The 24,733-nt window shown below is 59.7% G+C and carries 30 protein-coding genes and 3 tRNA genes; 17 read left to right on the top strand and 16 right to left on the bottom strand.

What is annotated here, in order from left to right; all coding sequences use genetic code 11:
* Positions 1–7 precede the first annotated feature (7 nt).
* Positions 8–1,423: a nicotinate phosphoribosyltransferase gene (locus tag CGLAU_RS10095; RefSeq protein ID WP_095660592.1), complete on the bottom strand. Its 1,416-nt coding sequence runs from the start codon at positions 1,421–1,423 to the stop codon at positions 8–10.
* A gap of 67 nt (positions 1,424–1,490) precedes the next feature.
* Here CGLAU_RS10095 and clpS point away from each other — a divergent pair, with 67 nt between their 5' ends.
* The 9 genes from clpS to CGLAU_RS10050 all read left to right on the top strand — a co-directional run bounded on the left by clpS (position 1,491) and on the right by CGLAU_RS10050 (position 7,536).
* Positions 1,491–1,826, top strand: coding sequence for an ATP-dependent Clp protease adapter ClpS (gene clpS, locus CGLAU_RS10090; protein ID WP_095661168.1), 336 nt, complete (start codon positions 1,491–1,493; stop codon positions 1,824–1,826).
* 5 nt (positions 1,827–1,831) lie between these two features.
* The gene (locus CGLAU_RS10085; RefSeq protein WP_095660591.1) at positions 1,832–2,371 is read left to right on the top strand and encodes a DUF2017 domain-containing protein; all 540 of its coding nucleotides are present in this window, start codon (positions 1,832–1,834) and stop codon (positions 2,369–2,371) included.
* Between the two features lie 9 nt (positions 2,372–2,380).
* Positions 2,381–3,340, top strand: a complete 960-nt coding sequence (locus CGLAU_RS10080; RefSeq protein WP_095660590.1) for a P1 family peptidase — start codon at positions 2,381–2,383, stop codon at positions 3,338–3,340.
* Between the two features lie 159 nt (positions 3,341–3,499).
* The gene (locus CGLAU_RS10075; RefSeq protein WP_198305110.1) at positions 3,500–4,159 is read left to right on the top strand and encodes a rhomboid family intramembrane serine protease; all 660 of its coding nucleotides are present in this window, start codon (positions 3,500–3,502) and stop codon (positions 4,157–4,159) included.
* Complete coding sequence (murI, locus tag CGLAU_RS10070; RefSeq protein WP_095660589.1) at positions 4,156–4,989, top strand: glutamate racemase; 834 nt, start codon at positions 4,156–4,158, stop codon at positions 4,987–4,989. The genes CGLAU_RS10075 and murI overlap by 4 nt, the downstream gene beginning before the upstream one ends.
* 10 nt (positions 4,990–4,999) lie before the next feature.
* Complete coding sequence (locus CGLAU_RS10065) at positions 5,000–5,770, top strand: MBL fold metallo-hydrolase (RefSeq protein ID WP_095660588.1); 771 nt, start codon at positions 5,000–5,002, stop codon at positions 5,768–5,770.
* 15 nt (positions 5,771–5,785) lie between these two features.
* On the top strand, positions 5,786–6,532 hold the full coding sequence (gene rph, locus CGLAU_RS10060; protein ID WP_095660587.1) for a ribonuclease PH: 747 nt from the start codon (positions 5,786–5,788) through the stop codon (positions 6,530–6,532).
* A 5-nt stretch (positions 6,533–6,537) separates the two neighbouring features.
* Complete coding sequence (rdgB, locus tag CGLAU_RS10055; RefSeq protein ID WP_095661166.1) at positions 6,538–7,137, top strand: RdgB/HAM1 family non-canonical purine NTP pyrophosphatase; 600 nt, start codon at positions 6,538–6,540, stop codon at positions 7,135–7,137.
* Between the two features lie 27 nt (positions 7,138–7,164).
* Positions 7,165–7,536: a hypothetical protein gene (locus tag CGLAU_RS10050; RefSeq protein WP_095660586.1), complete on the top strand. Its 372-nt coding sequence runs from the start codon at positions 7,165–7,167 to the stop codon at positions 7,534–7,536.
* Between the two features lie 48 nt (positions 7,537–7,584).
* On the opposite strand, the gene CGLAU_RS10045 is transcribed toward CGLAU_RS10050, so the two are convergent.
* Complete coding sequence (locus CGLAU_RS10045; protein WP_095660585.1) at positions 7,585–7,995, bottom strand: DUF3817 domain-containing protein; 411 nt, start codon at positions 7,993–7,995, stop codon at positions 7,585–7,587.
* Between the two features lie 3 nt (positions 7,996–7,998).
* Entirely contained in the window at positions 7,999–8,445 is a 447-nt protein-coding gene (locus CGLAU_RS10040) for a hypothetical protein (protein ID WP_095660584.1), read from the bottom strand.
* Positions 8,446–8,556: 111 nt separating this feature from the next.
* Here CGLAU_RS10040 and CGLAU_RS10035 point away from each other — a divergent pair.
* A tRNA-Leu gene (locus tag CGLAU_RS10035) sits at positions 8,557–8,641 on the top strand.
* Between the two features lie 155 nt (positions 8,642–8,796).
* On the opposite strand, the gene bcp is transcribed toward CGLAU_RS10035, so the two are convergent.
* Positions 8,797–9,267 carry a thioredoxin-dependent thiol peroxidase gene (gene bcp, locus CGLAU_RS10030; RefSeq protein ID WP_095660583.1) on the bottom strand — a complete coding sequence of 157 codons (471 nt, stop codon included), beginning with the start codon at positions 9,265–9,267 and terminating at the stop codon, positions 8,797–8,799.
* A gap of 88 nt (positions 9,268–9,355) precedes the next feature.
* On the opposite strand from bcp, the gene CGLAU_RS10025 reads away from it, so the two are divergent.
* A complete protein-coding gene (locus CGLAU_RS10025; RefSeq protein WP_095660582.1) occupies positions 9,356–9,631 on the top strand; it encodes a DUF3618 domain-containing protein in 276 nt (91 codons plus the stop codon).
* A gap of 116 nt (positions 9,632–9,747) precedes the next feature.
* Entirely contained in the window at positions 9,748–10,374 is a 627-nt protein-coding gene (locus CGLAU_RS10020; RefSeq protein WP_232507104.1) for a DUF305 domain-containing protein, read from the top strand.
* On the opposite strand, the gene CGLAU_RS10015 is transcribed toward CGLAU_RS10020, so the two are convergent.
* Both CGLAU_RS10015 and CGLAU_RS10010 read right to left on the bottom strand, forming a co-directional pair.
* Positions 10,371–10,934, bottom strand: coding sequence for an isochorismatase family protein (locus CGLAU_RS10015; protein WP_095660581.1), 564 nt, complete (start codon positions 10,932–10,934; stop codon positions 10,371–10,373). The genes CGLAU_RS10020 and CGLAU_RS10015 overlap by 4 nt on opposite strands.
* A 116-nt stretch (positions 10,935–11,050) precedes the next feature.
* A tRNA-Lys gene (locus CGLAU_RS10010) sits at positions 11,051–11,123 on the bottom strand.
* 192 nt (positions 11,124–11,315) lie between these two features.
* On the opposite strand from CGLAU_RS10010, the gene CGLAU_RS10005 reads away from it, so the two are divergent.
* Positions 11,316–12,548 carry a L,D-transpeptidase gene (locus CGLAU_RS10005; protein ID WP_415877160.1) on the top strand — a complete coding sequence of 411 codons (1,233 nt, stop codon included), beginning with the start codon at positions 11,316–11,318 and terminating at the stop codon, positions 12,546–12,548.
* Between the two features lie 50 nt (positions 12,549–12,598).
* On the opposite strand, the gene CGLAU_RS10000 is transcribed toward CGLAU_RS10005, so the two are convergent.
* The 8 genes from CGLAU_RS10000 to CGLAU_RS12310 all read right to left on the bottom strand — a co-directional run bounded on the left by CGLAU_RS10000 (position 12,599) and on the right by CGLAU_RS12310 (position 16,939).
* Positions 12,599–12,674: transfer RNA gene (locus CGLAU_RS10000), tRNA-His, on the bottom strand.
* Positions 12,675–12,723: 49 nt separating this feature from the next.
* Positions 12,724–13,368, bottom strand: a complete 645-nt coding sequence (gene orn / locus CGLAU_RS09995) for an oligoribonuclease (RefSeq protein ID WP_095660579.1) — start codon at positions 13,366–13,368, stop codon at positions 12,724–12,726.
* Positions 13,361–14,176 carry a mycolate reductase gene (cmrA, locus tag CGLAU_RS09990; protein ID WP_095660578.1) on the bottom strand — a complete coding sequence of 272 codons (816 nt, stop codon included), beginning with the start codon at positions 14,174–14,176 and terminating at the stop codon, positions 13,361–13,363. The genes orn and cmrA overlap by 8 nt, the downstream gene beginning before the upstream one ends.
* Before the next feature lie 10 nt (positions 14,177–14,186).
* The gene (locus tag CGLAU_RS09985; protein ID WP_095660577.1) at positions 14,187–14,504 is read right to left on the bottom strand and encodes a transcriptional regulator; all 318 of its coding nucleotides are present in this window, start codon (positions 14,502–14,504) and stop codon (positions 14,187–14,189) included.
* The gene (locus CGLAU_RS09980) at positions 14,501–14,926 is read right to left on the bottom strand and encodes a hypothetical protein (protein WP_095660576.1); all 426 of its coding nucleotides are present in this window, start codon (positions 14,924–14,926) and stop codon (positions 14,501–14,503) included. The genes CGLAU_RS09985 and CGLAU_RS09980 overlap by 4 nt, the downstream gene beginning before the upstream one ends.
* A gap of 41 nt (positions 14,927–14,967) precedes the next feature.
* Positions 14,968–16,350, bottom strand: a complete 1,383-nt coding sequence (locus CGLAU_RS09975; protein WP_095660575.1) for an MFS transporter — start codon at positions 16,348–16,350, stop codon at positions 14,968–14,970.
* Between the two features lie 155 nt (positions 16,351–16,505).
* Positions 16,506–16,790 (bottom strand): hypothetical protein, encoded by a 285-nt coding sequence (locus CGLAU_RS09970; RefSeq protein WP_095660574.1) that lies wholly within the window; start codon positions 16,788–16,790, stop codon positions 16,506–16,508.
* 2 nt (positions 16,791–16,792) lie between these two features.
* Positions 16,793–16,939, bottom strand: coding sequence for a hypothetical protein (locus CGLAU_RS12310; RefSeq protein WP_157731352.1), 147 nt, complete (start codon positions 16,937–16,939; stop codon positions 16,793–16,795).
* Between the two features lie 756 nt (positions 16,940–17,695).
* Between CGLAU_RS12310 and CGLAU_RS09965 the strand changes: the two genes are divergently transcribed.
* A complete protein-coding gene (locus CGLAU_RS09965; RefSeq protein ID WP_095660573.1) occupies positions 17,696–18,397 on the top strand; it encodes a phosphoribosylanthranilate isomerase in 702 nt (233 codons plus the stop codon).
* A 62-nt stretch (positions 18,398–18,459) separates the two neighbouring features.
* Complete coding sequence (locus tag CGLAU_RS09960; RefSeq protein WP_095660572.1) at positions 18,460–18,837, top strand: uracil phosphoribosyltransferase; 378 nt, start codon at positions 18,460–18,462, stop codon at positions 18,835–18,837.
* Here the strand turns inward: CGLAU_RS09960 and CGLAU_RS09955 are convergent.
* Both CGLAU_RS09955 and CGLAU_RS09950 read right to left on the bottom strand, forming a co-directional pair.
* Positions 18,830–19,747: a DDE-type integrase/transposase/recombinase gene (locus CGLAU_RS09955; RefSeq protein WP_198304885.1), complete on the bottom strand. Its 918-nt coding sequence runs from the start codon at positions 19,745–19,747 to the stop codon at positions 18,830–18,832. The genes CGLAU_RS09960 and CGLAU_RS09955 overlap by 8 nt on opposite strands.
* A gap of 71 nt (positions 19,748–19,818) precedes the next feature.
* Positions 19,819–20,487: a hypothetical protein gene (locus CGLAU_RS09950; RefSeq protein WP_157731307.1), complete on the bottom strand. Its 669-nt coding sequence runs from the start codon at positions 20,485–20,487 to the stop codon at positions 19,819–19,821.
* On the opposite strand from CGLAU_RS09950, the gene CGLAU_RS09945 reads away from it, so the two are divergent.
* Together CGLAU_RS09945 and CGLAU_RS09940 are read left to right on the top strand one after the other, a co-directional pair.
* The gene (locus CGLAU_RS09945) at positions 20,443–20,853 is read left to right on the top strand and encodes a uracil phosphoribosyltransferase (RefSeq protein WP_095660570.1); all 411 of its coding nucleotides are present in this window, start codon (positions 20,443–20,445) and stop codon (positions 20,851–20,853) included. The two genes, CGLAU_RS09950 and CGLAU_RS09945, sit on opposite strands and share 45 nt — an antisense overlap.
* 26 nt (positions 20,854–20,879) lie before the next feature.
* Positions 20,880–24,704 carry a non-ribosomal peptide synthetase gene (locus CGLAU_RS09940; RefSeq protein WP_095660569.1) on the top strand — a complete coding sequence of 1,275 codons (3,825 nt, stop codon included), beginning with the start codon at positions 20,880–20,882 and terminating at the stop codon, positions 24,702–24,704.
* The last annotated feature ends 29 nt before the right edge of the window (positions 24,705–24,733 follow it).

Genomic DNA, 24,733 nt, shown 5'->3' with positions numbered 1-24,733 from the left:
GTCGAGCTTATTCGGCGGGCTCGGGGAAGCCGACGAAGTGCGTCGGGATGGCGACTTCGCCGCGCGAGAGTGCCAGGCCCTCCCAAGGCAGCGTCTGCAGCGCGTCGCGGTGAGTGGCGCGGGCGGCTTCGAGGTTGAACGGGTCAGACGCGGCGTCGACAAGTTCTCCGCCCCTGATCATCGGGACCGTGAGCTCGCGGTAGGCCAGGTTTTGTTTGCGGGTGATTTCAGCGCCCTGCGGGTAGACGACTTCTGCAACCGCGACGCCCGAAGCGCGGTAGGCGCGCAGGGCGCTTTTCGCGCCGCCGTAGGTCGCCTTGCCCGAGGAGCGCTTGGCCACCGAGTGCCCGTCGACCTCCACGAGTTTGTACACCAAGCCCGCAGTAGGAGCACCGGAGCCCGTGACCACCGAGGTGCCCACACCGAACCCGTCGACCGGGTCGGAGCGCAGGCCCGCGATTGCGAACTCGTCCAGGTCACTGGAGACGATGATGCGGGTGTTGAACGCCCCAGCCTCGTCGAGCTGGGCGCGCACGCGCCGCGACATGATGCCCAGATCGCCGGAGTCGATGCGCACCGCGCCGAGCTCGGTGCCCGCGACCTCGAGTGCGTTTTCCACACCCTTCGTGATGTCGAACGTGTCCACCAGCAGCGTCGTGTCCACGCCGGCGGCCTCAATCTGGGCGCGGAAGGCGGCGCGCTCGTCCGGCTTGCCACTATCGTCCACGTGCAGCAACGTCCAGGAGTGTGCGGCGGTGCCGGAGGCCGGGATGCCGTAGCGCAGCGATGCCTCCATGTTGGAGGTGGCGTCGAAGCCGGCGATGTAGGTTGCGCGGGCCGCGGTGACGGCGGATTGCTCGTGCGTGCGGCGCGAACCCATCTCAATGATCGGCTTGCCGTCTGCGGCCGATACCATCCGCGACGCGGCGGATGCGACTGCGGAGTCGTAGTTCAAGATGGAGAGGATCACCGTCTCCAGAATCACGCACTCGGCGAACGTGCCGCGCACAGTAAGGATCGGCGAGTAGGGGAAGTAGAGGTCGCCTTCGCGGTAGCCATCGACGTCGCCGGTGAACTTGTAATCGCGCAGGAACTGCTTCGCCTCCTCAGAGAGGAAGTCCGCGAGCTCAATCTGCTCTTCGGTGAAGCGGAAGCTAGCGATCGCGTCGATCACGCGGGCGGTGCCGGCGACCACGCCGTAGCGGCGTTCGTTGGGCATGCGACGGGTGAACACCTCGAACACGCACTTGCGGTGGGCGGTGCCGTCCTGCAGCGCGGCGTCGAGCATGGTCAGCTCGTACATGTCCGTCAGGAACGCGGTGGACTCGTGACAGGCGCCGGTGCGGGCGTCGCTGACGCGGGTGGGTGTCGCCGAAGATGACGCCGAGGAGGTCGCCGAAGATGACGCTGAAGAGTCAGTCATGCTGTACAAGGCTACTCCATTCAGGGGCGACGCAGGTCAAGGTAAGCTGGGGCGCATGAAGGCTTGCATGAACGCTTCGGAAGCGTCCGCCGCAGGTGCGCGGATGAGCTCGCCGATCGCCTCGCCTGAACTGGACGAGGCGATCGAGGTCGAGGTCACCACCAGCGAGAACCTGCCCTGGATGTGCATCGTGTGGGATGACCCGGTCAATCTGATGAGCTATGTGGCCTACGTCTTCCAGACCGTGCTGGGCTACGACCGCAAGCGCGCTAACGAGCTGATGATGCAGGTCCACACCGAGGGCAAGGCCGTTGTCTCCTCGGGCGAGAAAGACAAGGTCGAAGGCGACGTGAAGAAGCTGCACACGGCAGGCCTGTGGGCCACAATGCAGCAGGCGGGATAGGGCACATGCAACCGTGGCGCAGGAAGAAGGGCCTCATGCGCTCTTCCGTAAAATTCACCACCCGCTTCGAACCGATGGAGCGCGAAGTGATCGGGGATCTCACCGCTACCGTTTCGGAGGCGCTCATCGGGCGCGCTCAGTCCGCGCCGAAGGACGAGTTCGCGGAGATGATCGGCATGTCCGCGGGCCACACCGAGGCCCCGGAGGATCCGAAGCTCGCGCGCCTGCTGCCCGACTTCGAGCGGGAGGGCGATGAGGAGTTCGACGGCGACAACGGGTTGCTGCGGAGCCTCCACGAAAACGACATCATCAAGGCCAAGCTGATTAACCTGCAGGTGGTCAACGAGGTTCTCGGGCCCACAGGCGGGGTCGAGGTGACCATCGAGGAGGCCGACGCGCCGCGCTTCATTGCCGCGCTCAACGACATGCGTCTCTACGTCTCCGAGGATGACCGCGGCGGCGAGGCTGAGGCCCAGGACCGCGCGGTGCTTATGGACTGGCTCGCTTACTGCCAGGACTCCCTGCTTGAAGCAATGATGGAATAGGAGAGCTTTTTGCTTGACGACGGCTCCGGCGTCCTCATCGGCCACGCATCTCTGGGGGATACAGGCGTTACGGTGGTGTGCGCAGCAGACAGTGAGGGCATGACCTGCGCCGTCGACGTGCGCGGTGGTGGTCCCGGCACTCGGGAGACGGACCTGCTCGAGCCGCATAACACGGTGGAGAAGGTGCACGCGGTCGTGCTCAGCGGAGGCAGTGCGTTCGGTCTCGCAGCCGCGGACGGTGCGATGCGCGCCATCGCCCAGCGTGGCCGGGGCTTCGACGTGTTCGGTGGCGCGGTGCCGGGCGGCCCGCGGGTGCCGATCGTGCCAGCAGCGGTGATCTTCGACCTCGCCGTCGGCGACTCAGAGCATTGGCCGGATCAGGCGGACGGGGCCGCTGCGGTTGCGCAGGCGTACCGGGGCGAACCCGCAAAATCAGGCAACGTCGGCGCGGGGTGCGGTGCCACCGCCGGGGTGCTCAAAGGCGGGTTCGGCCAGGCACAAGTAGGTGTCGCGGAATACACCGTGGCCGCCTACGTCGTAGCCAACCCGGTTGGATCCGTCATCGACCCGGCAACCGGGCGGCTCTACGGTGGCCCGACGCAACCGGCGGTGGATCTCGACGCGTTCTCGGAATGCCAGCGCCCGATGCCCAGGCAGGCGCAATCGAAGCTGAACACCACCATCGGGGTGATCGCCACCGACGCGCCGCTTCGCCCCGCGCAGCTCAAGCGTCTTGCCATGGCAGGCCATGATGGGATCGCCCGCGCGGTGCGCCCCGCGCATTCGCCGTTGGACGGGGACACGCTGTTCGCTGTGTCGGTGCGGGATGCGGTGGATAACGTAAGCGTCGATAAGCTTGGTGCCCTTTCTGCTGCTGCAGCGGACTGTGTGCAAGCCGCGATTGTGGATGCTGTGGTGAGCGCTGAGCCTGCCTACGGTGTGCGGGCATGGCGTGAGATTGCCCGCTAAGCTAATGCCTCGATGACTCACAATCCGTACCACCAGCACCAGACTCCTCCCGGTTGGGGTTACGGCGACACCGGCCAGCCCGGTTACGGCAAGCCGTTCCAGCGCCCGTTCTCGCACCCGGAGACCCAGCAGCCTGCCTTCCCGATGGGGTCGGCTGGCATGCCGCCTGTGCAACAGCCGCAGCCGAGCGCGAAGCCGGTGTCCAAGCGCAAGCAGCAGCGCAGCACCGGCCTCCGCTTTGCCGTGGGCTACCTGGTGGCGATCTGGGCGGTACAGCTGATCAACGTCCTTTTCTTCAACGGCTACCTGGTTGTGTTTGGCATCCACCCGCTTGAGGTGGTGTCTTTGCCGTTCATCTTCACCTCGCCGCTGTTGCACGGCGGGTGGGATCACATCATTTCCAACTCGTTCGCAGGCGCGCTGTTCGCTTTCCTAGTGGGGTATTCGGGCAAGCGCGTGTTCTGGGAGGTCACTGCGTTTGTGGTGATCATCGGCGGGCTGGGCACGTGGGTTTTCGGCGGCGTGGGCACGAACCACATTGGCGCCTCCGGGCTGGTGTACGGCTGGCTGGCGTACCTTCTTGTGCGCGGGCTTTTCAACCGCTCCGGTGCGCAGATTATTCTTGGCTTGATTCTCGGGTTCTTCTACTCCGGTCTGGTGTGGGGCATGCTGCCCGGCACCCCCGGGATTAGTTGGCAGGCGCACCTGTTCGGCGCAATCGGCGGTGTCGTTGCGGCCACGATCATTACCTCGGACGACCCGCCGGAGCTGGTGGCGAAGCGCCAGGAAAAGCAGTTGCGGCAACAGATGGGCAGGTGAGCGCGCAGTTGGAGCAGTTTGAGCTCGTGGAGCAGTACAACAACGCGCCGATCGGCCTGTTCGACTCTGGTGTGGGCGGGCTGACCGTGGCTCGCGCGGTGATGGATCAGCTGCCGGGGGAGTCGCTGATCTACATCGGCGACACGGCGAATGCGCCTTACGGCCCGCAGCCGATTGCGGACGTGCGCGCGCATGCGCAGCGGATCAGCGACGAACTGGTCGAGCGCGGATGCAAAATGCTGGTGATCGCCTGCAACACCGCCACCTCGGCGTTCTTGCACGATGCGCGCGAGCGCTACGACATCCCCGTCGTTGAGGTAATTCAGCCGGCGGTGCGTCGCGCGATGGCCACCACCCGCAACGGCAAGATCGGCGTCATCGGCACAACCGGAACGATTACGTCCGGGGCGTACCAGGACCTGTTCGCACTCAACCCCTCGGTAGAGGTGACTGCGGCGGCGTGTCCCGCGTTCGTGGAGTTCGTGGAGCGCGGCATCACCTCCGGCCGGCAGATTCTGGGCGTGACGCAGGGCTACCTTGAGCCGCTGCAGGCCGCCGGCGTGGACACGCTGGTGCTCGGGTGCACCCACTACCCGCTGCTCTCAGGCGTGATTCAGCTGGCGGTGGGGGATCACGTCACGCTGGTGTCCTCCGCAGAGGAGACGTCGAAGGATGTGCTGCGAATCCTCACCGAGCGTGACCTGCTCGCCGCGCCGGACACCACGCCGCAGCGCGTGTTCGAGTCCACCGGCGATCCGGAGCAGTTCGACCGCTTGGCCGAGCGCATTCTGGGCCCGCGCGTGCATGCGGTCGGACGCGGCGCACCGTAGAGTGTTGTCCATGAAGCTCACCATCCTCGGATGCTCCGGTAGCTTGGCGGCGCCTGGCAACCCCGGATCGTCGTATGTGGTCTCCACTGCCGGAAACCCGGATGTGGTGATGGATTTCGGCCCTGGAGCGCTCGCTGCAATGCAGCGGGACTTTGACCCTTCGGCCGCGCACATCGTGTTCAGCCACCTGCACGCGGACCACTGCTCTGACGTGGCGTCGTTGCTCGTGTGGCGCCGCTACCATCCGACGGCGCCCGCGGCCGGTCGGAACCTAATGTACGGCCCGTCCTACGCACCCGAACATTTCGGCCGGATGGGCTCGGATGGCCCCGATGACATCAATGACATCTCGGACACCTTCGAGTTCCATCCCTGGATCTCGGGCACGCCGGTTGAGCTTGAGGGCGTGATCATCACGCCGTTCCCAGTCGTTCATCCGGCAGCCGAGTCGCACGCGCTGCGCGTCGAGGACAAGGCCACCGGCAAGGTCATCACCTACACCGGGGACTCAGGGTTCACACCATCGCTTTTCGACGCCTCGTTGAACGCGGATCTTCTCTTCTGCGAGTCGGCTTGGGGGCCAACGTCGGAGGGCCAACCCGAGGGCATGCACTTGTCCGGCCAGGATGCGGGGCGTATCGCGCGCGAAGCCAGGGTGAAAACGCTGGTGCTGGTGCACATCCAGCCATGGAGCGATAAGGAAGCCGCTCGGGCTGCGGCGCAGGCCGAGTTCGACGGCGAGGTCATCGTCGGCGAGGCGGGCGCTGTCTTCGAGGTGTGAGTTAGTCTGGGGCGCATGACTGACCCCGTTTCTGACACTTCATTCTCCCGCGTCGACGGCCGCGCCTTCGACGAGATGCGCCCGGTGCGCATCACCCGCGGATTCACCACAAACCCCGCCGGCAGCGTGCTGGTGGAGTTCGGCCAGACCCGCGTGATGTGCACTGCCACCGCGGAGGAAGGCGTGCCACGCTTTAAGAAGGATTCCGGCGAGGGCTGGCTCACCGCCGAGTACGCGATGCTGCCGTCCGCTACCCACGAGCGCATGCCGCGCGAATCGATGAAGGGCAAGGTCAAGGGCCGCACCCACGAGATTTCACGCCTGGTCGGGCGCAGTTTGCGTGCCGCTGTGGATCTCACCCAGCTCGGCGAGAACACAATCCAAATCGACTGCGACGTACTGCAGGCAGATGGCGGCACCCGCACTGCGTCGATTACCGGCGCCTACGTCGCGCTTGCAGATGCGATCGCAGTGCTCAAAGACCGCGGCCTCGTGCCCGGCGAACCCCTGCTCGCGCCCGTTGCGGCGGTGTCCGCCGGCGTGATCGACGGCCACGTCTGCCTTGACCTGCCCTATGTCGAGGATTCGCGCGCAGAGGTTGACCTCAACGTGGTGATGCAGGAGGGCGGCAACTTCGTCGAGATCCAGGGCACAGGCGAACATGGCGTGTTCGGCCGCGACCAGCTCGCCGCGATGCTCGATGTCGCCGAGAAAGGCTGCGCCGAGCTCATCGCCGCTCAGAAGGCGGCGCTGGGGCTGTGAGCACGGTGAAACTCCTCGTCGCTTCGAACAACGCGAAAAAGCTCGTCGAGTTGGAGCAGGTCCTGCGCGAGCTCGGCATCGAGGGGGTAGAGCTCATTTCGCTTCACGACGCCCCCTCGTATCCCGAACCTGCTGAAACCGGTCTCAGCTTCGCGGAAAACGCGTTGATCAAGGCCCGGGCTGGGGCGGTAGCCACCGGGCTGCCGTGTGTCGCGGACGATTCGGGCCTGACTGTCGTCGCCCTCAACGAGATGCCGGGTGTGCTCTCCGCACGCTGGTCTGGGGCGCATGGTGACGACAAGGCGAACAACCGTCTCCTGCTGGCACAGATGGAAGACATCAACGTTCGTGGTGCCGCGTTCGTTTCGTGCTGCGCGCTTGTGACGCCGGATGGGGAGGAAACTACCGCCGAGGGGCGCTGGGAAGGAACTCTGCTACGTGAACCGCGCGGCGAGAACGGGTTTGGCTACGACCCGCTCTTCGCTCCCGCCGATGCGCCGGGACGTTCTTCTGCCGAACTCACAGCGGAGGAGAAGAATGCCCGCTCCCACCGCGGGAAAGCACTGCGTGAACTCGCCCCGGCGATTGCCGCGCTTCGTGGGTAGAAGTACCTTCCGGCTATGGTGGGGGTTATGAAGAAACCATTGATTTTTGTAGTAACTACTGTGACCGCTGGTGCGCTGCTTTCTGGCTGCGGCTCGTCCAGCGACTGGGACGGCACCTGGTCTGGTGACATCACCGCCACCGACTCCGCCTCCGGCGGAGGCTCCGCAACGCTCACCATCGACGGCGGCGATTGTTCCTGGTCTATGACCGAGACCAGCGGCGAATCCAACGACGCAAAGTGCAAGCGAGATGGCGAGGACTTCAAGCTGGCTGACCCGCTGACTGGCCAGGATATGAAATACACGGGCCAGATCAACAACGATGCTTTGACGCTCACCCCGCAGAACGACAACGCAGAGAAGGTCGGCGTTATGGTGCTGACCCGCGGCGAGCGCTAAGAAGTTGCCCCCCCGGTTGGGCTAGCCCGGTTAGCCCAGCGAACCCTGTTAGCTCAACTGGAAGGTCTGCTTGACCTCTTTTCGACGCTGCGCCTCGACCACAAACGATAGGAATGGCACCACGCCCGAGATGGCGGTGACTACCCAGGTGGTTGCCGGCCAGCGAGCTTTGAGTCCCAGGTTCAGCGACGCCATCAGGAATGCGATAAAGGCGAGTCCGTGCACGCGGGCGACCCAAGCAAGCGCGGCAACATCCATGCCGAAGCCGTATTCCATGACCATGCGGGCCACCAGTAGAAGCAGCAGCACGCCGGTCACCCACGCTGCAATGGAAAACAGCGTCAGCGCCGAACGGACGCGACGCTGCCGCTCGGGGTGAATGCGTGGAGTTGCTGTCTGCGATGCTGCCGTCTGCTGCGGCGTCGAAGGCTCGTGAGAGGGGTTGGTCGGGTTCGACATGAGCTAGTTTTCGCCGGTCCTTTCGTCGAAAGTTGCGCCAGGGTGGTGACGTTTCGGAGTTACCATCTCGTTGAATTCAGCGACATCGATTTGTGGGCGTTGCGGAAGAAAGTCTTCATCAATCTCGGTGATGGTCGCGCCATCCGATGCGCCGAACCTCGCGAGGTCCGCCTCGTACATGTTTGCCAGTACCTCGCCTGAATTCTCGGCATCGATCTTTTCGTTCTCCATCTTGATGCCCATCCTGTAGGCGTAGACGAAGAACGCTCCGAAGAACGGCCACTGCAAGGCGTATCCGAGGTTTTGGAAAGTGCCGGTGCCGGACTGGTAGCGGGTCCATTGCCACCACGCCAAAAGCAGGCAGGTGATTACAGCAGCGGCGAGAAGCAAGATGTGCCAAGCGCGGATTTTTACGCGCTCGCGCTGCGGCCTCTCGCTGTCTTCACTCACAGTGGTTCAGTCTACCCACCACGCGAACCGAACCAAACTAAAGTTTGAGCTGAGCTCGGTGCTTGTACGCATTAGGGTCACGACCCACCTCTGTGTAAAGTAAGTGCACGCGCGCCCGTGGCGGAATTGGCAGACGCGCTGGATTTAGGTTCCAGTGTCTTAGGACGTGAGAGTTCAAGTCTCTCCGGGCGCACCACGAAAACCCAAGCCACACGCCCAAACCTCGGATCGCAGGTCTCGGAGATCCGCCAAAACTTCGAAAAAGGGTGCGAATCCGGCATCCCCGATCCGAGGTTTGTGTTTACGGGTGACTAAGACTGCTGCCTGAGACTGCGGCAAATGGGTCGCGGACTACATCCAGTCGCGCAGCACGCGGTCAACGTGGCCCGTCGCCTTTACGTTGTACTGAGCTTGCTCGATCTTCCCATCGGCGCCGACCAGGAACGTCGAACGGATGACGCCCTCGCTGATCTTTCCGTAGGTGTTCTTCTTCCCGTATGCGCCCCAGGCGCGAAGGGTCTCCTTTGACTCGTCGGAAAGGAGCTCCACCTTCAGATCGCGGTCGGCGCGGAACTTCGCCAATTGGTCCACGGGATCGGGCGAGATTCCCAGCACTGCCACCGAGGCGCCCTCGAACTGGTCAAACCGCTCGGTGAAGTCGCAGGCCTCCGTGGTACAACCCGGGGTGTTTGCACGCGGGTAGAAATACACAATCACTTGCTGGCCGGCGAAGTCGGCGAGGGAGACATCCTCGCCGCGGTCGTTGATCAAGGTGAACGCTGGGGCGGTATCGCCGGGAGAGAGTCGGTTCTGCTCGGTCATGCTTCCCCGTTCTACACTGTTTTCTCCCGACGTTTCCACTACTGTGGTTTCGGAACAGCTTTAAGCAACGAATGTAGGAGACACCCCCGTGGCACGAGACATTAATGACATCGAGCGCGAGATCGAGCGCACCCGTAGCCAGCTCGCCAGCACCCTCGACGAGCTCGCGGACCGCACCAACCCTTCCAACCTCGCGGACAACGCGAAGGAGCAGGCCGTCGAGTGGGCTCAGGACGAGACGGTGCAGAAAGTCATCGGCGGCATCGTCGCAGGCATCGCGGTGCTCGTGGGGATTCGCTTCTACAACGGCCGCAAGCGCAAGAGCCAGCTCAAGGAGCTGCAGAAGCTGCTGGCAAACCGCTAGTTTTCAACGTACGGCCGCAAATCGCCGTACTTAGACACGGCCTCGCCGCCCAGCTTCGCACCATGAAGCTCGGGCGGCTTTTGTATATCCACATTTTCATCGAAAAGGGAATACCAATGCCGGACAGTAAGTTGCAAAGTGGCGCGGACGAATCGCTCGAGGCGATGCGCCCGAGCAAAAAACCGCTCGTGGTAGCTCTCGCAGTTATCGCCGCGCTCGTGCTTTTAGCGACCGCGCTCGGACCTTCGCTGCGCGCGGCCTTTGCTCCGGAGGAAGGGGCGCACAACGACGTTGACGTGCACTTCATCGGAATGATGGTGCCCCACCACGAGCAGGCAATCGAGATGTCCGATGTACTCCTGGCCTCCGATGTCGACGACCCGCAAGTACGTGATCTGGCCCAGCGCATTAAGCAGGGGCAGGAAAGAGAGAACGAGCAAATGCGGGCATGGGCCGAGGAGTGGGGCATCGAAGAGGACATGGAGCTTCACTCGAAGCACATCGCGAACGGCATGTTCCAGCCAGAGCAGCTAGAGGAATTCGCCTCGTTGAGTGGCGACGAGCTGCGAACCGCCTTCCTGGAAATGATGCACTCCCACCACGCCCACGTCATCGACATGACGCAGGATGAAGTGGAGCGCGGCGGCTACGCCCCGCTGCGTGAGATGGCGCAGGAAATGATTGATGTCCAGGTCGCCGAGATGGGGGAGATGGAAGACCTGCTCCGCCAATCAAGCCGCTAAACGATCTCCGCCCCGGCCTCTTTCATCTCGGTGAGGGCGGAGTCTCCTCGTGACTCGTCAACCGGGGCGCAAAGTTCCGCAAGGACGCGCACATCGATGTTCTCTCTGCACGCGTCCAGCACGGTGGCACGCACGCAGTGGTCGGTGGCGATGCCGACCACGTCGAGCGAATCGATGCCGTACTCAGTGAGGTAGTCCAGTAGAAGAACACCTGCTTCATCGCTGCCCTCGAAACCGGAGTAGGCGGCGGAGTACGCGCCTTTGCGGAAGAAGCGATCGATCTTTGCAACGTCGAGCGGTGCACGGAGATTCGCTCCAGCGGTGTCGGCGACGCAGTGCACCGGCCACGAATCAACGAAATCCGGTTGTTGTGAAAAGTGCTCACCCGGATCGATGTGCCAGTCCTGTGTGGCCAGAATATGCGAGTAGCCGCTGATGGCAGCTTCGTCCTCGAGCAGCTCTGCGAGCTTGCCCGCGACCTCATCGCCGCGGGCAGTAGCAAGTGCGCCGCCGGGGCAGAAGTCGTTTTGAACGTCAACGATTAGCAGTGCGCGAGTCATGATGACACTGTAGCGCCCAGATCTTGCAAGCGGTGGAAAAAGAACCTTGCAAGCAGTGGAAAAAGAACAAGGCCCGCGGTGCTGAGTTCCGCGAGCCTTGCAGTGTGGTGATTTTGTGCGCCATCAGGGAATCGAACCCCGAACCCACTGATTAAGAGTCAGTTGCTCTGCCAATTGAGCTAATGGCGCTTATGAACTTGTCCGCCCGCCTGGGCAACGAAAAAGAACTATAGCACCGACCGGAATTCTGGTGAAATCGCCTGCGTGTGGGCATTTCGGCGACGTGCTGTAGTAATTGCGGTGGGACTTGGATCGACTAACAACTCGAGGCGACGCCGCGATATGCTCAACGACGAACGAGCTAGCACGAGGGGAGAGCGGATGCGGTTGCAGGGCGCTCATCGGTTCATCGCGGCGGCGGCTATCGCTGGTGTTGTGGGCCTTGGAGTGTCAGGGTGCACGATCGGTGACCAGCAGTTAAGTTCCGTTGCGGAAACTTCAGAAGCACTCGCCGCCCCCTCGGGTGACGACGGCGAAAGCACCGACACCTCGACCACGAACGCGAAGCCGCCCAAGATCTCAATCAAGGATGGGGAAACGGGAGTGGCGCCTTCGGAAGGTGTCACGGTGACGTCGACAAGCAAACTGCTCTCGGTGACCATAAAGAATGAGGAAGGGACCGAGGTCGAGGCCGAGTTCAACTCGGACAACTCTGAGTGGGAAACCACTGAGGTGCTGGGTTACGGACGTACCTACACCGTGGAGGCGCGCAACGCGGACGGAAAGACGTCGACGTCGAAGTTTTCCACCGTGAACCCTGGGTGGAAGGCGAACGTGGCTGTGGGGCCACTTGATGGCTCGACGGTGGGCGTGGCGCAGGCGGTGACGTTCCGGTTCGGTGCGCCGATTCAGGACACGAAGGCCGCCGAGGATGCGATCACCATCGAGACTTCCAACGACACCGAGGGCGGGTTCTTCTGGATCGACCCCTACGAACTGCGGTGGCGCCCGAAAGAGTTCTGGGAGCCGGGCACTGAGGTCAGCGTGACCACGAACCTGTACGGCCACAACCTAGGTGGCGACCTGTGGGGTGGCGGCGATGAGCAAACGGTGAGCTTCACCATCGGCGATCTGGTGGAGGCCTATGTGGACAACGATTCGAAGACCCTGAGCGTGTACCGCGACGGGGAGCTGGTGAAGTCGTTGCCGATCGCGCTGGGCCGCGATGAGCAGTTTGACACCCCGAACGGTATCTACGTGGTGGGCGATCAACACCAAAGCCTGGTGATGGATTCGCGTTCGTACGGGCTGGATCTGAGCGAGGGCGGCTACGTCACGCCGGTGAGCTATGCAACGCAGATGTCCTACTCCGGCATCTACGTGCACGCGGCGCCGTGGGCAGTGGGTGATCTGGGTTCGCGCAACGTCTCCCACGGCTGCATCAACGCGACCACAGAGGACGCGAAGTGGTTCATGGAGTACGTCCGCCGCGGCGACCCGGTGATCGTGGAGAACACCTCCGGCGGCACGCTAACGCCGTACGACGGGCTGGGGTATTGGAACCTCGACTGGGAAATGCGCTCCGGCGGGTCCGCTGAACCGCTCTACGAGTAGCCCTTTGACCGCGGAAAAGCCCTGGCCGGGTGGCCAGGGCTTTCGCGCTTTGGGGTGGCTGACGGGGCTCGAACCCGCGACACCCAGGATCACAACCTGGTGCTCTACCAGCTGAACTACAGCCACCATCGCTGCTGAAAAGCAGCGGGATCTACCTTAGTACGGGCCGTGTAGTTTACAAAAACCGCTGGTACGCCTGCTGCGCTTCGGAAGCGGCGGCGCGGGCATCCTCGCCGGTGGGGCCGGGGGAGGCGGTGAAAACGGAGCGTCGATAGTAATCAAGCTCCTGGATGGATTCGACGATGTCCGCGAGCGCCCGGTGGCTCATGCCCTTCTCCGGCTGGTTCTGATACGCCTTGGGGAACCAGCGGCGGGCGAGCTCCTTGATCGTGGACACATCGATCATGCGGTAGTGCAGGGCGGCGTCCAAGCGCGGCATGTGTTGACGGATGAACGCGCGGTCCGTAGCGATGGAGTTGCCCGCCAGCGGGGGCGGGTTCGAGCTCTCACAGTGCTTCGCAATCAGCGCGAGCACCTGCTCTTCGGCCTGCGCGATGGTTGTCGAAGTTTCCTTGATGGCGTCGAGGAGCCCGTTGGTGGTGTGCATGTCGGTGACAAAGTCATCCATTTGCGCCAGCTCGTTGTCGGTGGCGTGGACGACGATGTCGAGGCCCTCGTCGAGGATGTTCAGCTCCGCATCAGTAACCAGTGCCGCGACCTCCACGATCACGTGGCGCTGCGGGTCCAGGCCCGTCATCTCCAGGTCGACCCAGACGATGCGGTTGTCCTTCGCCGGGATGTCGAGGGTGGTTTCAGGCATTTTGTTCCTCTCCCATCTTCGCGTAGAACGAACCGAGCAGCGGCGCGAGCGAGCCGCGCGGAGCGTATGTAGACACCACGTCCATCGCCTTCGACAACGGGCCCGGCACCACGCGCCGCTTGTTCTTGCGCATCGCGCGGATTGTGTCCTCAGCACAAGACTCGTAGGTGGTCCAGAGAAAGTCGGGCACAAGCTTATCGACGAACGTCTGTTCCTCCGCCGGCACTTCCGCCTCGCGGACCGGCCCCGGCGCGAGCAGCGTGCAGTGTACGCCGGTGGGCTTGAGCTCGTAGTGCAGCGACTCCGTAAACGTGTTCACGCCAGCTTTAGTGAAGACGTAGGTTGCGTTGTTTGGAATCGGGGAATTGCCCGCGGCTGAGCCGACGTTGCATAGTGCGCCGTTGCCGCGCGGCACCATTTGATCGAGCACCGCCTTGGTGATGCGGAACACCGCGGTCGCGTTGAGGTTGAACTGGTTCGTCTCGTACTCCCAGTCCTGGTCCATGAATGCGCCGAAGGAGGCGATGCCCGCGGAGTTGACGCAGATCGAGATCTCGCGCTGCGCGATGTGGTCCAACAGGGCGTCGACATCGCGCTCCTTCGCCAGGTCAGCGGCGAAGACTTCGACGTTGATGCCGTGGGTGGCGGCAAGTTCGTTCGCGATGCGCATGAGCACCTCCTCGCGCCGGGCGACGAGGATCAGGTTATGGCCGGCGGCGCCGAGCTTGCGCGCGATCGCCTCACCGATGCCTTGGCTTGCGCCCGTGATCAGGGCATAGGCACTTGTCGACGGCTGCGGGTAACTCATAGCCGCTAGATTACCCGCCCTGCCCGGCGGCAATTTCTTGAAGCGCTTGGATGTGCCCTTTGAATGCCCGGACTCCGTGCTCGGTCAGCATTACCCAGACCGTGTCTTTTGCCCGGCTTGAGCCGTACTCGCGAAATCGTGAGATGTAACCGTGCTCTTCTAGCGCAGTGAGCTGCTTCGAAAGCGCGGAGTCCGAGAGACCGGTTGTCGTCTTAAGGCTGGAGAAGCGCATCTCCTGGCGGCTCGTTGCAGTTTCAACAGCACCGGCGTGGAAGAGCGCCGCGCAGATCTGGAGGCGGGGCAGCGGGTGGATGATTGGATCGATCATCGGCGTTTGCCCTCGTAGTAAAGGATGGCGGTGAACACCACCGCGGTGACTACACCCGCGATCGCCGCGCCGACGGTACTCCCTTCAGGTACGAGCCAGATCAATGGCAGGATGGCCACCGGCGCCACCGCGGCTACCCAGTTGGGCTGAGGGTCCTCCTGTAGCGGCTGCTTCATGCTGGGGCGCACAGCGCGGTTGCGCTCGTACATTGCCAGGGCAACGCTCACGACTATCATGAGGATAAACGCCACCCACCAGTACTTCCATTCAAGTATCGTCATCGCGACGGTGAAGCCGAAGAGCGAACTGACGAGCGCGTACGCCCATAGGGGCGTGGGGGAGCGCTTGACGCTCTGCGCGATCCCGTCCACGGATTCGAGGGCAACGCGGGCCTCTTCCGGGGTGACGTTGTTGCTTTCCATATCGGCAAGTGTGACACTTTCCGGTTTGGAAAGCAAGGGGATTAGATCTCGTGCATTTCCTGGTTCTTGGTCTCCGGGGCGGAGAGGATGGCCACAAGCGAGATCGCAGTAACAATGACCAGGTAGACGCCCACGGCCTGGGGGCCGTACTCGGCGCTCAAGGCGGTCGCGATGAATGGGGCGATGGCAGCGCCCAAGATGGAAGAGATGTTGTAGGCGATGCCGGAACCGGTGTAGCGCACGTTAGACGGGAACAGTTCAGGCAGAATCGCCGACATCGGGCCGAAAATGAAGCCCATAAGGATCATGCCGATGAACAGGAAGATGCCCAAGGAGACCATGGTGAAGGTGTCCGGGTTAAGGAGCCACTTGAAGCACAGGCCGTAAACAATGATTGCGGCCGAGGTCAGGCCCAACACTGGGCGGCGGCCAAACGTGTCGGCTAGGTGCGCCGCGACCGGGATGCCCAGCATGAAGCCGAAGATGCAGATTAGCTGCAGCTTGAGGAAGGTTGGGTATGCGATGCCTAGGCCAACGCCCTCTTCCGCGGAGCCAATGCCGTAAGACAAGAACCAGGTGGTCACGATGTAAAACAGTGTGTAGCAGCCAACCATGATGAAGGTGCCCTGAATTAGCGGCTTCCATGCGGTCTTGAACACCTCGGCCAAAGGCGATGCCGCCTTCTGGTCGTTCTGTTCGACCTGCTGGAACACCGGGGTCTCTTCCACTTGGAGGCGCACCCACAGGCCGATCGCAACCATCACGATGGAGAGGAGGAATGGGATGCGCCAGCCCCAGCGCATGAACGCGCCTTCAAAATCTCCGGTGGTGTGGCCCAAGGCCGAAACCAAGATGAGGAAAAGCCCGTTGGCAAGGAAGAAGCCGAACGGTGCACCGAGCTGTGGCCACATGCCGGCCCAGGCGCGGCGGCCCTTCGCTGCGGTCTCGGTGGACAGCAGGGCTGCGCCTGACCACTCGCCGCCGAGGCCGAGGCCCTGGCAAAAGCGCATGAGTGCAAGCAGCGCCGGCGCCCAGATGCCCGCCTGCGCGTACGTGGGAAGCAAACCGATGATGAACGTAGCAATGCCCATGGTCAGCAGGGCGCCGACCAGGGTGGCCTTACGGCCGACCTTGTCACCGAAGTGTCCGAAGAGTATGGAACCGAGCGGGCGAGCGATGAACGCGAGGCCGAATGTGGCGAACGACGAGAGCAGGGCGACGGTGCTGGATTCCGACTTTGGGAAGAATAGGAATGGGAACACCGCCACAGCGGCGGTGGCGTAGACGTAGAAGTCGTAGAACTCGATCGTGGTGCCGATCGTGGAAGCGAGTCGCACGCGGCGACGTTCTTCCGGAGTGGTTTCCCGAATCGCCGTAGGTATCGCCGGCTGGGGAGAGGGCTGATTATCGACGCTCGCCGTCATCGCGAGTCCTTTCATTCCACTGTGTGGACCAAAGTCCATCTGGCGGTTCAGAATGTATCACACAGTGGAACGGTCGTCTCAAATTCACCCAGCAAATGAAAAACCGCCGAGCGCTCGCGAAGAGTCTCAGCGGTGGGGGAGGTGCGACGTTGCTTCTAGCGTTCGATGTCGGATCGCAGCTGATCTGGGGTCTCGCCGTGGTCGCCCTCGGTGACGTTGCGGGTACCGTCGACTGCGTCCTGGTTTACATCTTCGAAATCGCCTAACGAACCCTCATCATTTGGCTCGTTGCCAATACGGGTCGTCGCCGCGTCGAGCAGGCGGTCGGTTTCGCTGCCCGGCTCGACACCGGTGTTTTCTACACCTGCGGCGGCATCGCCCACTCCGCCGTTCGAGTCATCGACGTTATCTACACCGTCGTAGTTCGGATTGTCAGCCATGGTTACGCCTCCTCATCACTTTCAGCGTCCGCATTGGTGCTTTCGATCGTGTCTTCCGCTGACGCGGATTCCTGCACGTCGTGAGTGGCATCCGGATCGCCGAGGTGGTCAATGCTGTCTTCGATCTTCGGTGGGCGGCTCTCGGTCATGGTTCGCTCCCTTCTGGACTTGGATGAGTCTCCCAGAGTACCCAGTTTACCAGAAGCCTCGGCGGCCAAGATGCTGCGTAACTTGAAGAAACTTAAACAATGTTAATCACATAATTTCGTTTATGGTCGACGGCTCTTAGGTGACTTTGAAATCCCCGACGTCCTCGCCCGAATCTGAACTGCCTCGCCGGTGCTGTTTCCTCTTAACAAGGACCGGTTCCCTAGCTTCCTGTGAAGTCCGGCGACCTCCTAGGCATGCCTGTCGGCTTTCTAGACGTTTGCGAAGGTGAATTTGCTGGTTGGCTTCCATTGCACAAGCGCAAAAAGGTCGCTGAATTCGATCCGGCTCGAGAGTAAAACGGTCTCCCAGTTTTGCAGGAATCGGGCAATTCTCGGCAGACTTACATTAGCTCAGAAAGGCCGATTGGGCATTTGCGGGTTAAGTGGCTGAAAGGGGGATGCGGAGAACGGAGAAGATCCGCTCGTCATGTCAAAGAAGACCGCCGACTCCACGTCAAAGAAGTCCTCGGACCTATGTCCAAGAAGCCTATGAACAAAATGAATCTGAGCTAATGACCCTGGAAGGGCTGAAGTTTTCATTAAAATGCTTCTGAAAATGCTCGAACTGACCGCCTTTTTGGGTCCCACTAGCTCCGCAAACGCTACCGCACGAGTTCATACGCAAAAAGACAAGAGGAAGCGAATAGATTCTGGTGTAGGGTATAAGCATCCGTTAATTGAAAGTAAGGGGGAACCATGAACCCAGTCATTCAGGTTGCTGGACTTCACGATCCGGATGAGGCAGACCTGGTCATCCAGGCCGGTGCAAATTGGCTAGGGATTCCACTTCGTCTACCGTCGGGTAACGATGATCTGACCGAAGCCATGGCGAAAGACGTAGTAAAACATGTTGAAGGTCGCGCAACTTCAGTATTGATCTCCTACAGCGTTAGTGCAGTAGAATTAACCGAGTTAGTAAGCGCACTTGGTTTCGATGCCGTTCAGCTGCATGGGGACATCGAGACCAGTGAAATCATACGCCTTCGAAAGCAACTCCCGCAAATTCAGATCCTTAAGAGCCTCATCGTTAAAGAAAACAACGAAGTGGAGCTACTGGAAACTGTTCGAGCCATGGATGCGCATGTGGACATGTTTTTGACTGACACCTATAACCCAAGGACTGGAGCCATGGGCGCGACAGGGATCCAGCACAACATAGAAACCAGCGCGGCAATTGTCCGACAGGCTAGCAAACCGGTAATTATCGCCGGGGGGTTGAATCCCGACAATGTTGGCGATGCGATTCTGGAAACTAAACCAGCTGGGGTTGACGCTCACACCGGGCTGGAGGGTAGCGACGGGCGTAAGGATGCCGGACTAGTCAAAGAATTCGTTTCGGAGGCGATGCGCGCCTTCCGCCAAATCGCCAACTCTAACGGAGGGGGTAAAAAACTTTAACGCATAACCCAGACAAAAGTTGGCGCGCCGTCCTCCATGCGCAGAAAGGTGAAAGAAGGAGTATGTCAGTTAATGAGCTTCCGTCGTCAAATCTTCTTACTTACTTTCAGACGATCGCTCGTAATAAAAACAGTTCGATTCGCGAGTTCACATGGGCGACAGAGCGCGTTAATCGAATGTTGATCGAATACGCTTTGAGTTTCGCCCACTACACCCCTGAGTCGGTAACTACCCCAACCAATGCCAAATTTAATGGTGTCCGATTGACTAGGCCCATATGTGGGGTGTCAGTAATAAGGGCAGGTGAAAGTATGGAATTTGCTGCACGCTCCCTTTTGCCGGGAATGACAATAGGTAAAATACTTCTGCAAAGAAACCGCGAAAGGGACTGCGGCTTTCCTGTGAACCACTGTGGCTATTTAGTCGTGTTTGTTAGATAGCTGTAGCCAGAGCGCGTTGCTCGGCCAGGGTTGTGTAGCCCTTACCTGGATGTCTTGTGAGTCGTTGGTAGACGAACCAGTCCAGGTGGGTTTCAAGATAGTTCATGAATTCCTCGGTGCCCATCTTTTGGGAGTTGATGCCGGCGGCGTAGAGCTCTCTTTTGAGCAGGCCGAAGAATCCTTCCACTCTGGCGTTATCGCCGCTTTTGCCGAGTCGCGACAGCGATGGGATCGCAACCCATGCGTTGTCGCAGGGTTTGCCCGGGTCACAGTTGCCGCATGCTGCCTGGTCGTGGGTGGGGTCGGTGAGCATACTTACCCATTCCGGATGTCGGTAGGCCCACCCACGATCAGAATGAATGATCGGTTTGGTCCCAGGCTTGATGGTTGTCAACGCGGCTTCCAGCATGGTGTTCGTCAGCGCGGCGGTCGGGCTGGTGCTCATGGTGTAGACGAGGGGCAGATTGTCATGGAAGTCGATCAACGGACTGAAATACACCTTGCCGTCTCGGCATGCGAACTCGGTGACGTCGGTACCGAATTTCTCGTTCGGCCTATCGGCGTAGAAGTCGTGAACCAAATCGGGCTCAAGTGCTTCGCGACGTCTGCACGCTTCGCGCGAGTAGCCCTGTGAGACAACGACATCCGCGGCAGCTGCTTCTTCCAGGTCCCCGATGAGCAGCTTGTTCGCCGGCCGGTGGGCGTTTTCTCCTTTGTACGAGCGGTGCCTCATGGTCCGCTTGGACTTCGGGGTGAGGTTTTCTGCGTACATGATGGCGCGTACTGTTTTCTCACCTATCGTCCACCCGTTTTGCCTGCACACCGCCAAGATCCTGCGATAGCCGTAGATTCCGCTGTTTGCTTTCGACACCGCGATGATCGCCGATGTGGCAGTTGCCCGCTGCGACATCGGGTATTTCAGTCGTCGACACGCATGCTTGTAGGTGCTCAGGTTCAACCCGAAGTGCTCGCAGCTGGCTTTTACTTGGTATCCGTGCGCCCGGAGTCGCTGGACAGCTTGAGCGACGACCATGCTGTCGAGCGTCTCCGGGCCGGGGCTTTTCCCTCGGACTCCATCACAGCCTCGAACAAGGCCTTGTCCGCAAGCCGTAGAAACCGCTCGTGGCGCAACATCGCCTTAAGCTCTTCAGGATCATCCGGCAACGCAGCATCATCGAGCTGAGTCACATGCTGCTCACTCGCAATTTTGGCAGCCCTAGCAGAAGTCGGCTTGGGGGTTTGTGGCGATGCGCTCTTGCGCGGGCGGCGTCTATGTTGCTCCACACGCCACAGTGTCGCCTGCTCCAGCTGCTCAGGGTTCATCCCACGCCGCGTCTCTTCGTCGGGAGCGAAATTTCGAACCCAGATCGACAACGCGGTCGAAGATACCCCACACTGCCGACTTATCTCCCGCAGCGACCCCGGCGAAGTCAGTGCCGCCCGCACCGCTGCGGCAACCTCGCTCGGACTGCGCCAATGATGATCCACCTCAACACCGTGCTCAGCATTAACTGCCCACCGCCAAATCGACGCCGCCGAAGGCACAGGATCGATGCCTTCATCACTCAAACGGGTGCGTACCTGCCGAGGTTCTAACCCCTTGCGATAAAGCTCGACGGCACGCTCGCGAACCGCCAACGGGTAATTCATCTGGAACTCCTCACCGATAACCGGGGGTTCACAGGAAAGCTTCACTCCCAAACCTTAACGCCGAAGTTTTATTACGAAAGTCTTCCTGACAGTGTTGCTTCGTCGACAGTTCTGCTCTTTGAACCTATGGTTGCCACTGGGCGGTCCCTATCCCTCGCTATTGATCGCCTTAAGGATGTCGGCGTTCAGGAGACCTCGATAATCTCAGTTAACTACCTCGCTTCACCGCAAGGGCTTGAATTTGTGCAGCAACGTCACCCCGACTGCACATACGTTATCGCCTCGATAGAAGAGGCCCTCACGGAAAATGGATACATGCTCCCGGGTATTGGTGACTTCGGCGACCGGTTCTTCAGTGCAGGGTGATTAGCAGTTTAGCTACCTTCTAAGAAATGAGAATGGACTTAGACATGAACTCACCCAGTAACTCAAACTGCGCAGGCTCTTCTGCGGAAGTCCATGCTGTTTTCAGCGAGGCCTCGAAGAATGCTTCGCCGGTGGCAATCATCGGGCAGCCGGGGCCGCATATTTCGATGATCGCGCTCGAGGCTCTGGCGCGAGAGTCAACTTACATTCCGATCGACTCCCAATACCCTGTGGAACGCATCCGATACATTTTAGAAGATTCAACCACGAGAACAGCTATCATTGACAGTTCGGCAGACGCGAAAGCCCTCGGGGAGATTGAAGGTCTGCAGCTGGTTCGGCTTCCTCTCGAGCTTGAGGAACGCCTAACGCAGGGATTTGACACTCCCACGGAGGAGTGGCCCGTCGTATCTCTGGAGTGGAACGGCCATAAAACTGCGTACCTCATCTATACTTCAGGCTCTACGGGAAACCCCAAGGGCATAGCCATATCAAGGCGAAACCTGAGCTGTCAAATGCGTTGGCTCAGAAGCGAAGGCTTCCTGGATCCCTCAACACGCATCTTGCAGAAGACGCCGATCGGCTTCGACGCGGCGCAGTGGGAGATTCTAGCGCCTATCAATGGGGCTATTCCGGTTCCATCACCACACGGGGCGTTTCGAGACCCTCATACAATAGTACAGGCTATATCGGATTACGCGGTTAATACCTTGCAAGCCGTACCAACTCTTTTGCAGGCGATCGCCGACATTGGTGGCTTCGCCGCCTCGCCTTCGCTCCAAAAGGTTTTTTCGGGTGGTGAGGCACTTTCGTGGAACCTTGTGGACGAAATACGTAGCCAACTCCCGTCAGCTGAGATCGTTAACCTATACGGCCCGAGTGAGTGCACAATTAACTCTTCTGCGTTTAGGTTCGGTCCCGAGATGATTGCTCCAACTGATAGGTCTTCTACCGTACCTCTCGGCGCTCCCGCCGCAGATAGCGTTTTCTACATCGATGTAGGCGGCGGGATTAGGCAGCCAACTCCTGGTATCGAAGGCGAACTGATCATTTGCGGCGAACTAGTTGGAATGGGCTACGTGAATAATAGCGAAGAAACACGCAAAAAGTTTCTTACCGTCAACGGGTTGCCCAGCTACCGATCGGGAGATTTGGTTCGTTGTGGGGACGATGCCCAGTTACGCTTCCTTGGTCGAATAGACAACCAGATTAAGCTGCGGGGGAATCGGATCGAGTTGGATGAAATCAATAACCAATATCTTCAGCACCCTTGGGTTTCGAAAGCGGAATGTGTCGTGGTTGGGGGTGGTGAAGACGTGCCCCAGCGCCTCGAAGCTTTTCTCCAGCTATCGTCTAATGCAGCTCCACTTATGGATGGGCGTGGTGGCGGTGTCCATCATCTCTCGAAGAACAGCCGACTCCAGGTTAAAGCGCAGCTTTCGAACCTTGGTGTTCGCACGGATTTGGGTACAGAAGTTGAGAGCCTAATAAATGAAGCCCCAAATGAGCTGGTCGAACAGCTCGAGCAGCTTGCATTTTGCCGCAAGAGCTATCGCACATTTGAGGGAGATAAATTCTCCCTCGAAGATCTGGTGCAGATGGTTCGTGTCGCAAAACAAGAATCGGACCCGCTCCACCTGGGCATTGGCCTCGATAGGGACTTGGTTGACGCCGCCCCGTTAGCTTCTATACTTTGGGGAATAAGTGCGTTCAAAGACGAGCGACGATTATTGCCGAAATACGGTTATGCATCGCCCGGCGCTCTGTACTCTATTCAGGCGTACGTTAGCTTCGGTAAGGATTCACCCCACTATGGTCAAACTTGGTATTTCGATCCCGTAGAAAAGGGATTCAAATGGGTACAGGATGATCACAGCCCGAGTTCTGTAACTAGGGTTCACCTCGTATCCCACGAGGCGGCTATCCGTTCTGTCTATGAGAAGAATGTAAGGGAAGTTCAGTACTTCGAGCTCGGACATTTGCTTGGCTTGCTCGACGATATTTTTGAAAATAGCAGGTACTGTGCGGTCTTCAGCGATAGTCCGCCCGACTATGTTGATTGCGGAAAGCTGCCGCAGGACTTATACCTCGGTTCACTCGAAATCGTATCGATATCCAGTTCCGAATTACCCGATAGTTACTGTCATGCGCCTGAAGTTTTCATCTCCGTTGATGATCGGGTGAGTGGTCTGAGCCGTGGCACGTATGCTGAGAATGCTGGTCAATTTACAAAAATAAGCGACGCATTCGTAGAGGTTTCTGATGTCATTGCAATTAATCAGAGTGTCTACAGGACCTCGTCGTTCGGGGTTGGCTTGTATTTCCTGGATTCCGAACTCGACTTGAAAAGGCAGTATGTTTCGCTAGGAGCAGCTCTTCACCGGTTGCAGTCCCACTGTGAAGCATTTGGGTTTATGTCTTCAGGGTATAGTTCATTTTCTGGTAGCCCGTTGCCGGCCGCTATCAAGGCGACTGAGATTCTTAAAATTGAATCCGAGTCTAAGGAGATATCGTTCTACTTTGCGGTCGGTGGCCCCATAAGCAAATCCCAAAGGCTGCACAGGGGTATGAACGAGGACCAGGTGCATATGGAGGGGCCTGCAGAAATTGTTACCCGTGAGATACGTGACCAGGTTCCGAGTTACATGGTTCCGGACCAAGTCACTGTCTTACCGGCTCTACCGACAACCCCCAACGGGAAAGTTGATCGCACTGCGCTCATGGCCATCTCCGAGCAGAGAGCTACTTCCCTTAGATCGAGCTCCGGTCGTGCGCCGGAGGGGGAGGTGGAGAGGGCCATTGCAAGGTCGTGGGGACAGATCCTAAAATGTGAGGGCATCAAGGCCACTGACAACTTTTTTGATTTGGGTGGCAACTCAGTGCGGGTGATGATGCTAGTTTCGAGCCTTAAGACGGTCTTTGGAGAGTCGGTGACCCCTCAGCTGATATTTGCTAACCCGGTCCTTGAGGAACTGGCCTCGGTCATCAAGAATCCGATCACACAAAGTCGCGCTATCAAATTGAGAGAAATGGATCCAGGCGGTGGCCAAGCTCAAAGCAGCGGCCGAGTGAGTTCGCTGATGTGGCCAGGCCTCGGTGGCCTGCCCCTGAACCTGAGCCACCTTGCAGATAATCTGTCAGCGGGTGGGGAAATCATCGGAATTCAAGCACAAGGAATCAATGAACGGGAAAGTCCGGTAGCTTCTATAGAGCAGGTGGCTGAACAGGATTGCGAATTCGCGCCGGGCGAAGGCGTGCTGCACCTGATTGGCTATTCATTCGGCTGTCGCACTGCTCTTACTAGCGCGGCCTTGCTTGAAGCGCAAGGCCGTAGGGTTGACTCCTTGACGCTACTCTGTCCGGGAAATCCAACCTTATCTACCGACGGGCATCTTCTTATACCCCAAACGGGCGAACGGGATAGCAGCGTCGACAACCCAGAATTCGTAGGAATGCTTTTGAGTGTGTTCAACCACCCCTTGGATCCTCACGATTTCCAGAAGGTCACAGCAACAGCCAAGTCCTTGGACGATGTCGTCGAGTTTATTCAGAAAAAGAATCACGCGATTGATCCAGATCAGATCGAGCGGATTGTGAGGTTGGTTTGCACGCAATATGAATTCGATTATTCTTTCGAAGAAATGGAGGCTTATCACGTTAGCTGCCCAATACTGCTAGTGAAAGCAAAGGGGGACAAATACTCTTCTGTCGATGAGATTCTCGAAAGAAATATTCTAGACATCACAACGATTGGGTTCGACGCGGACCACTACGAAATACTGAAGCCTCCGCATGTGAAAGAGCTAGGTGCCATAATTTCGGATTTCCAATCGAACGCAATCCATGTCTGATACTGGACCGGGTGTATACATGATCAAGG

The organism is Corynebacterium glaucum (assembly GCF_002287505.1).
GTDB lineage: Bacteria > Actinomycetota > Actinomycetes > Mycobacteriales > Mycobacteriaceae > Corynebacterium > Corynebacterium glaucum.
The sequence above is the reverse complement of the archived record's forward strand: the minus strand, read 5'-3'. Positions and strand labels throughout refer to the sequence as shown.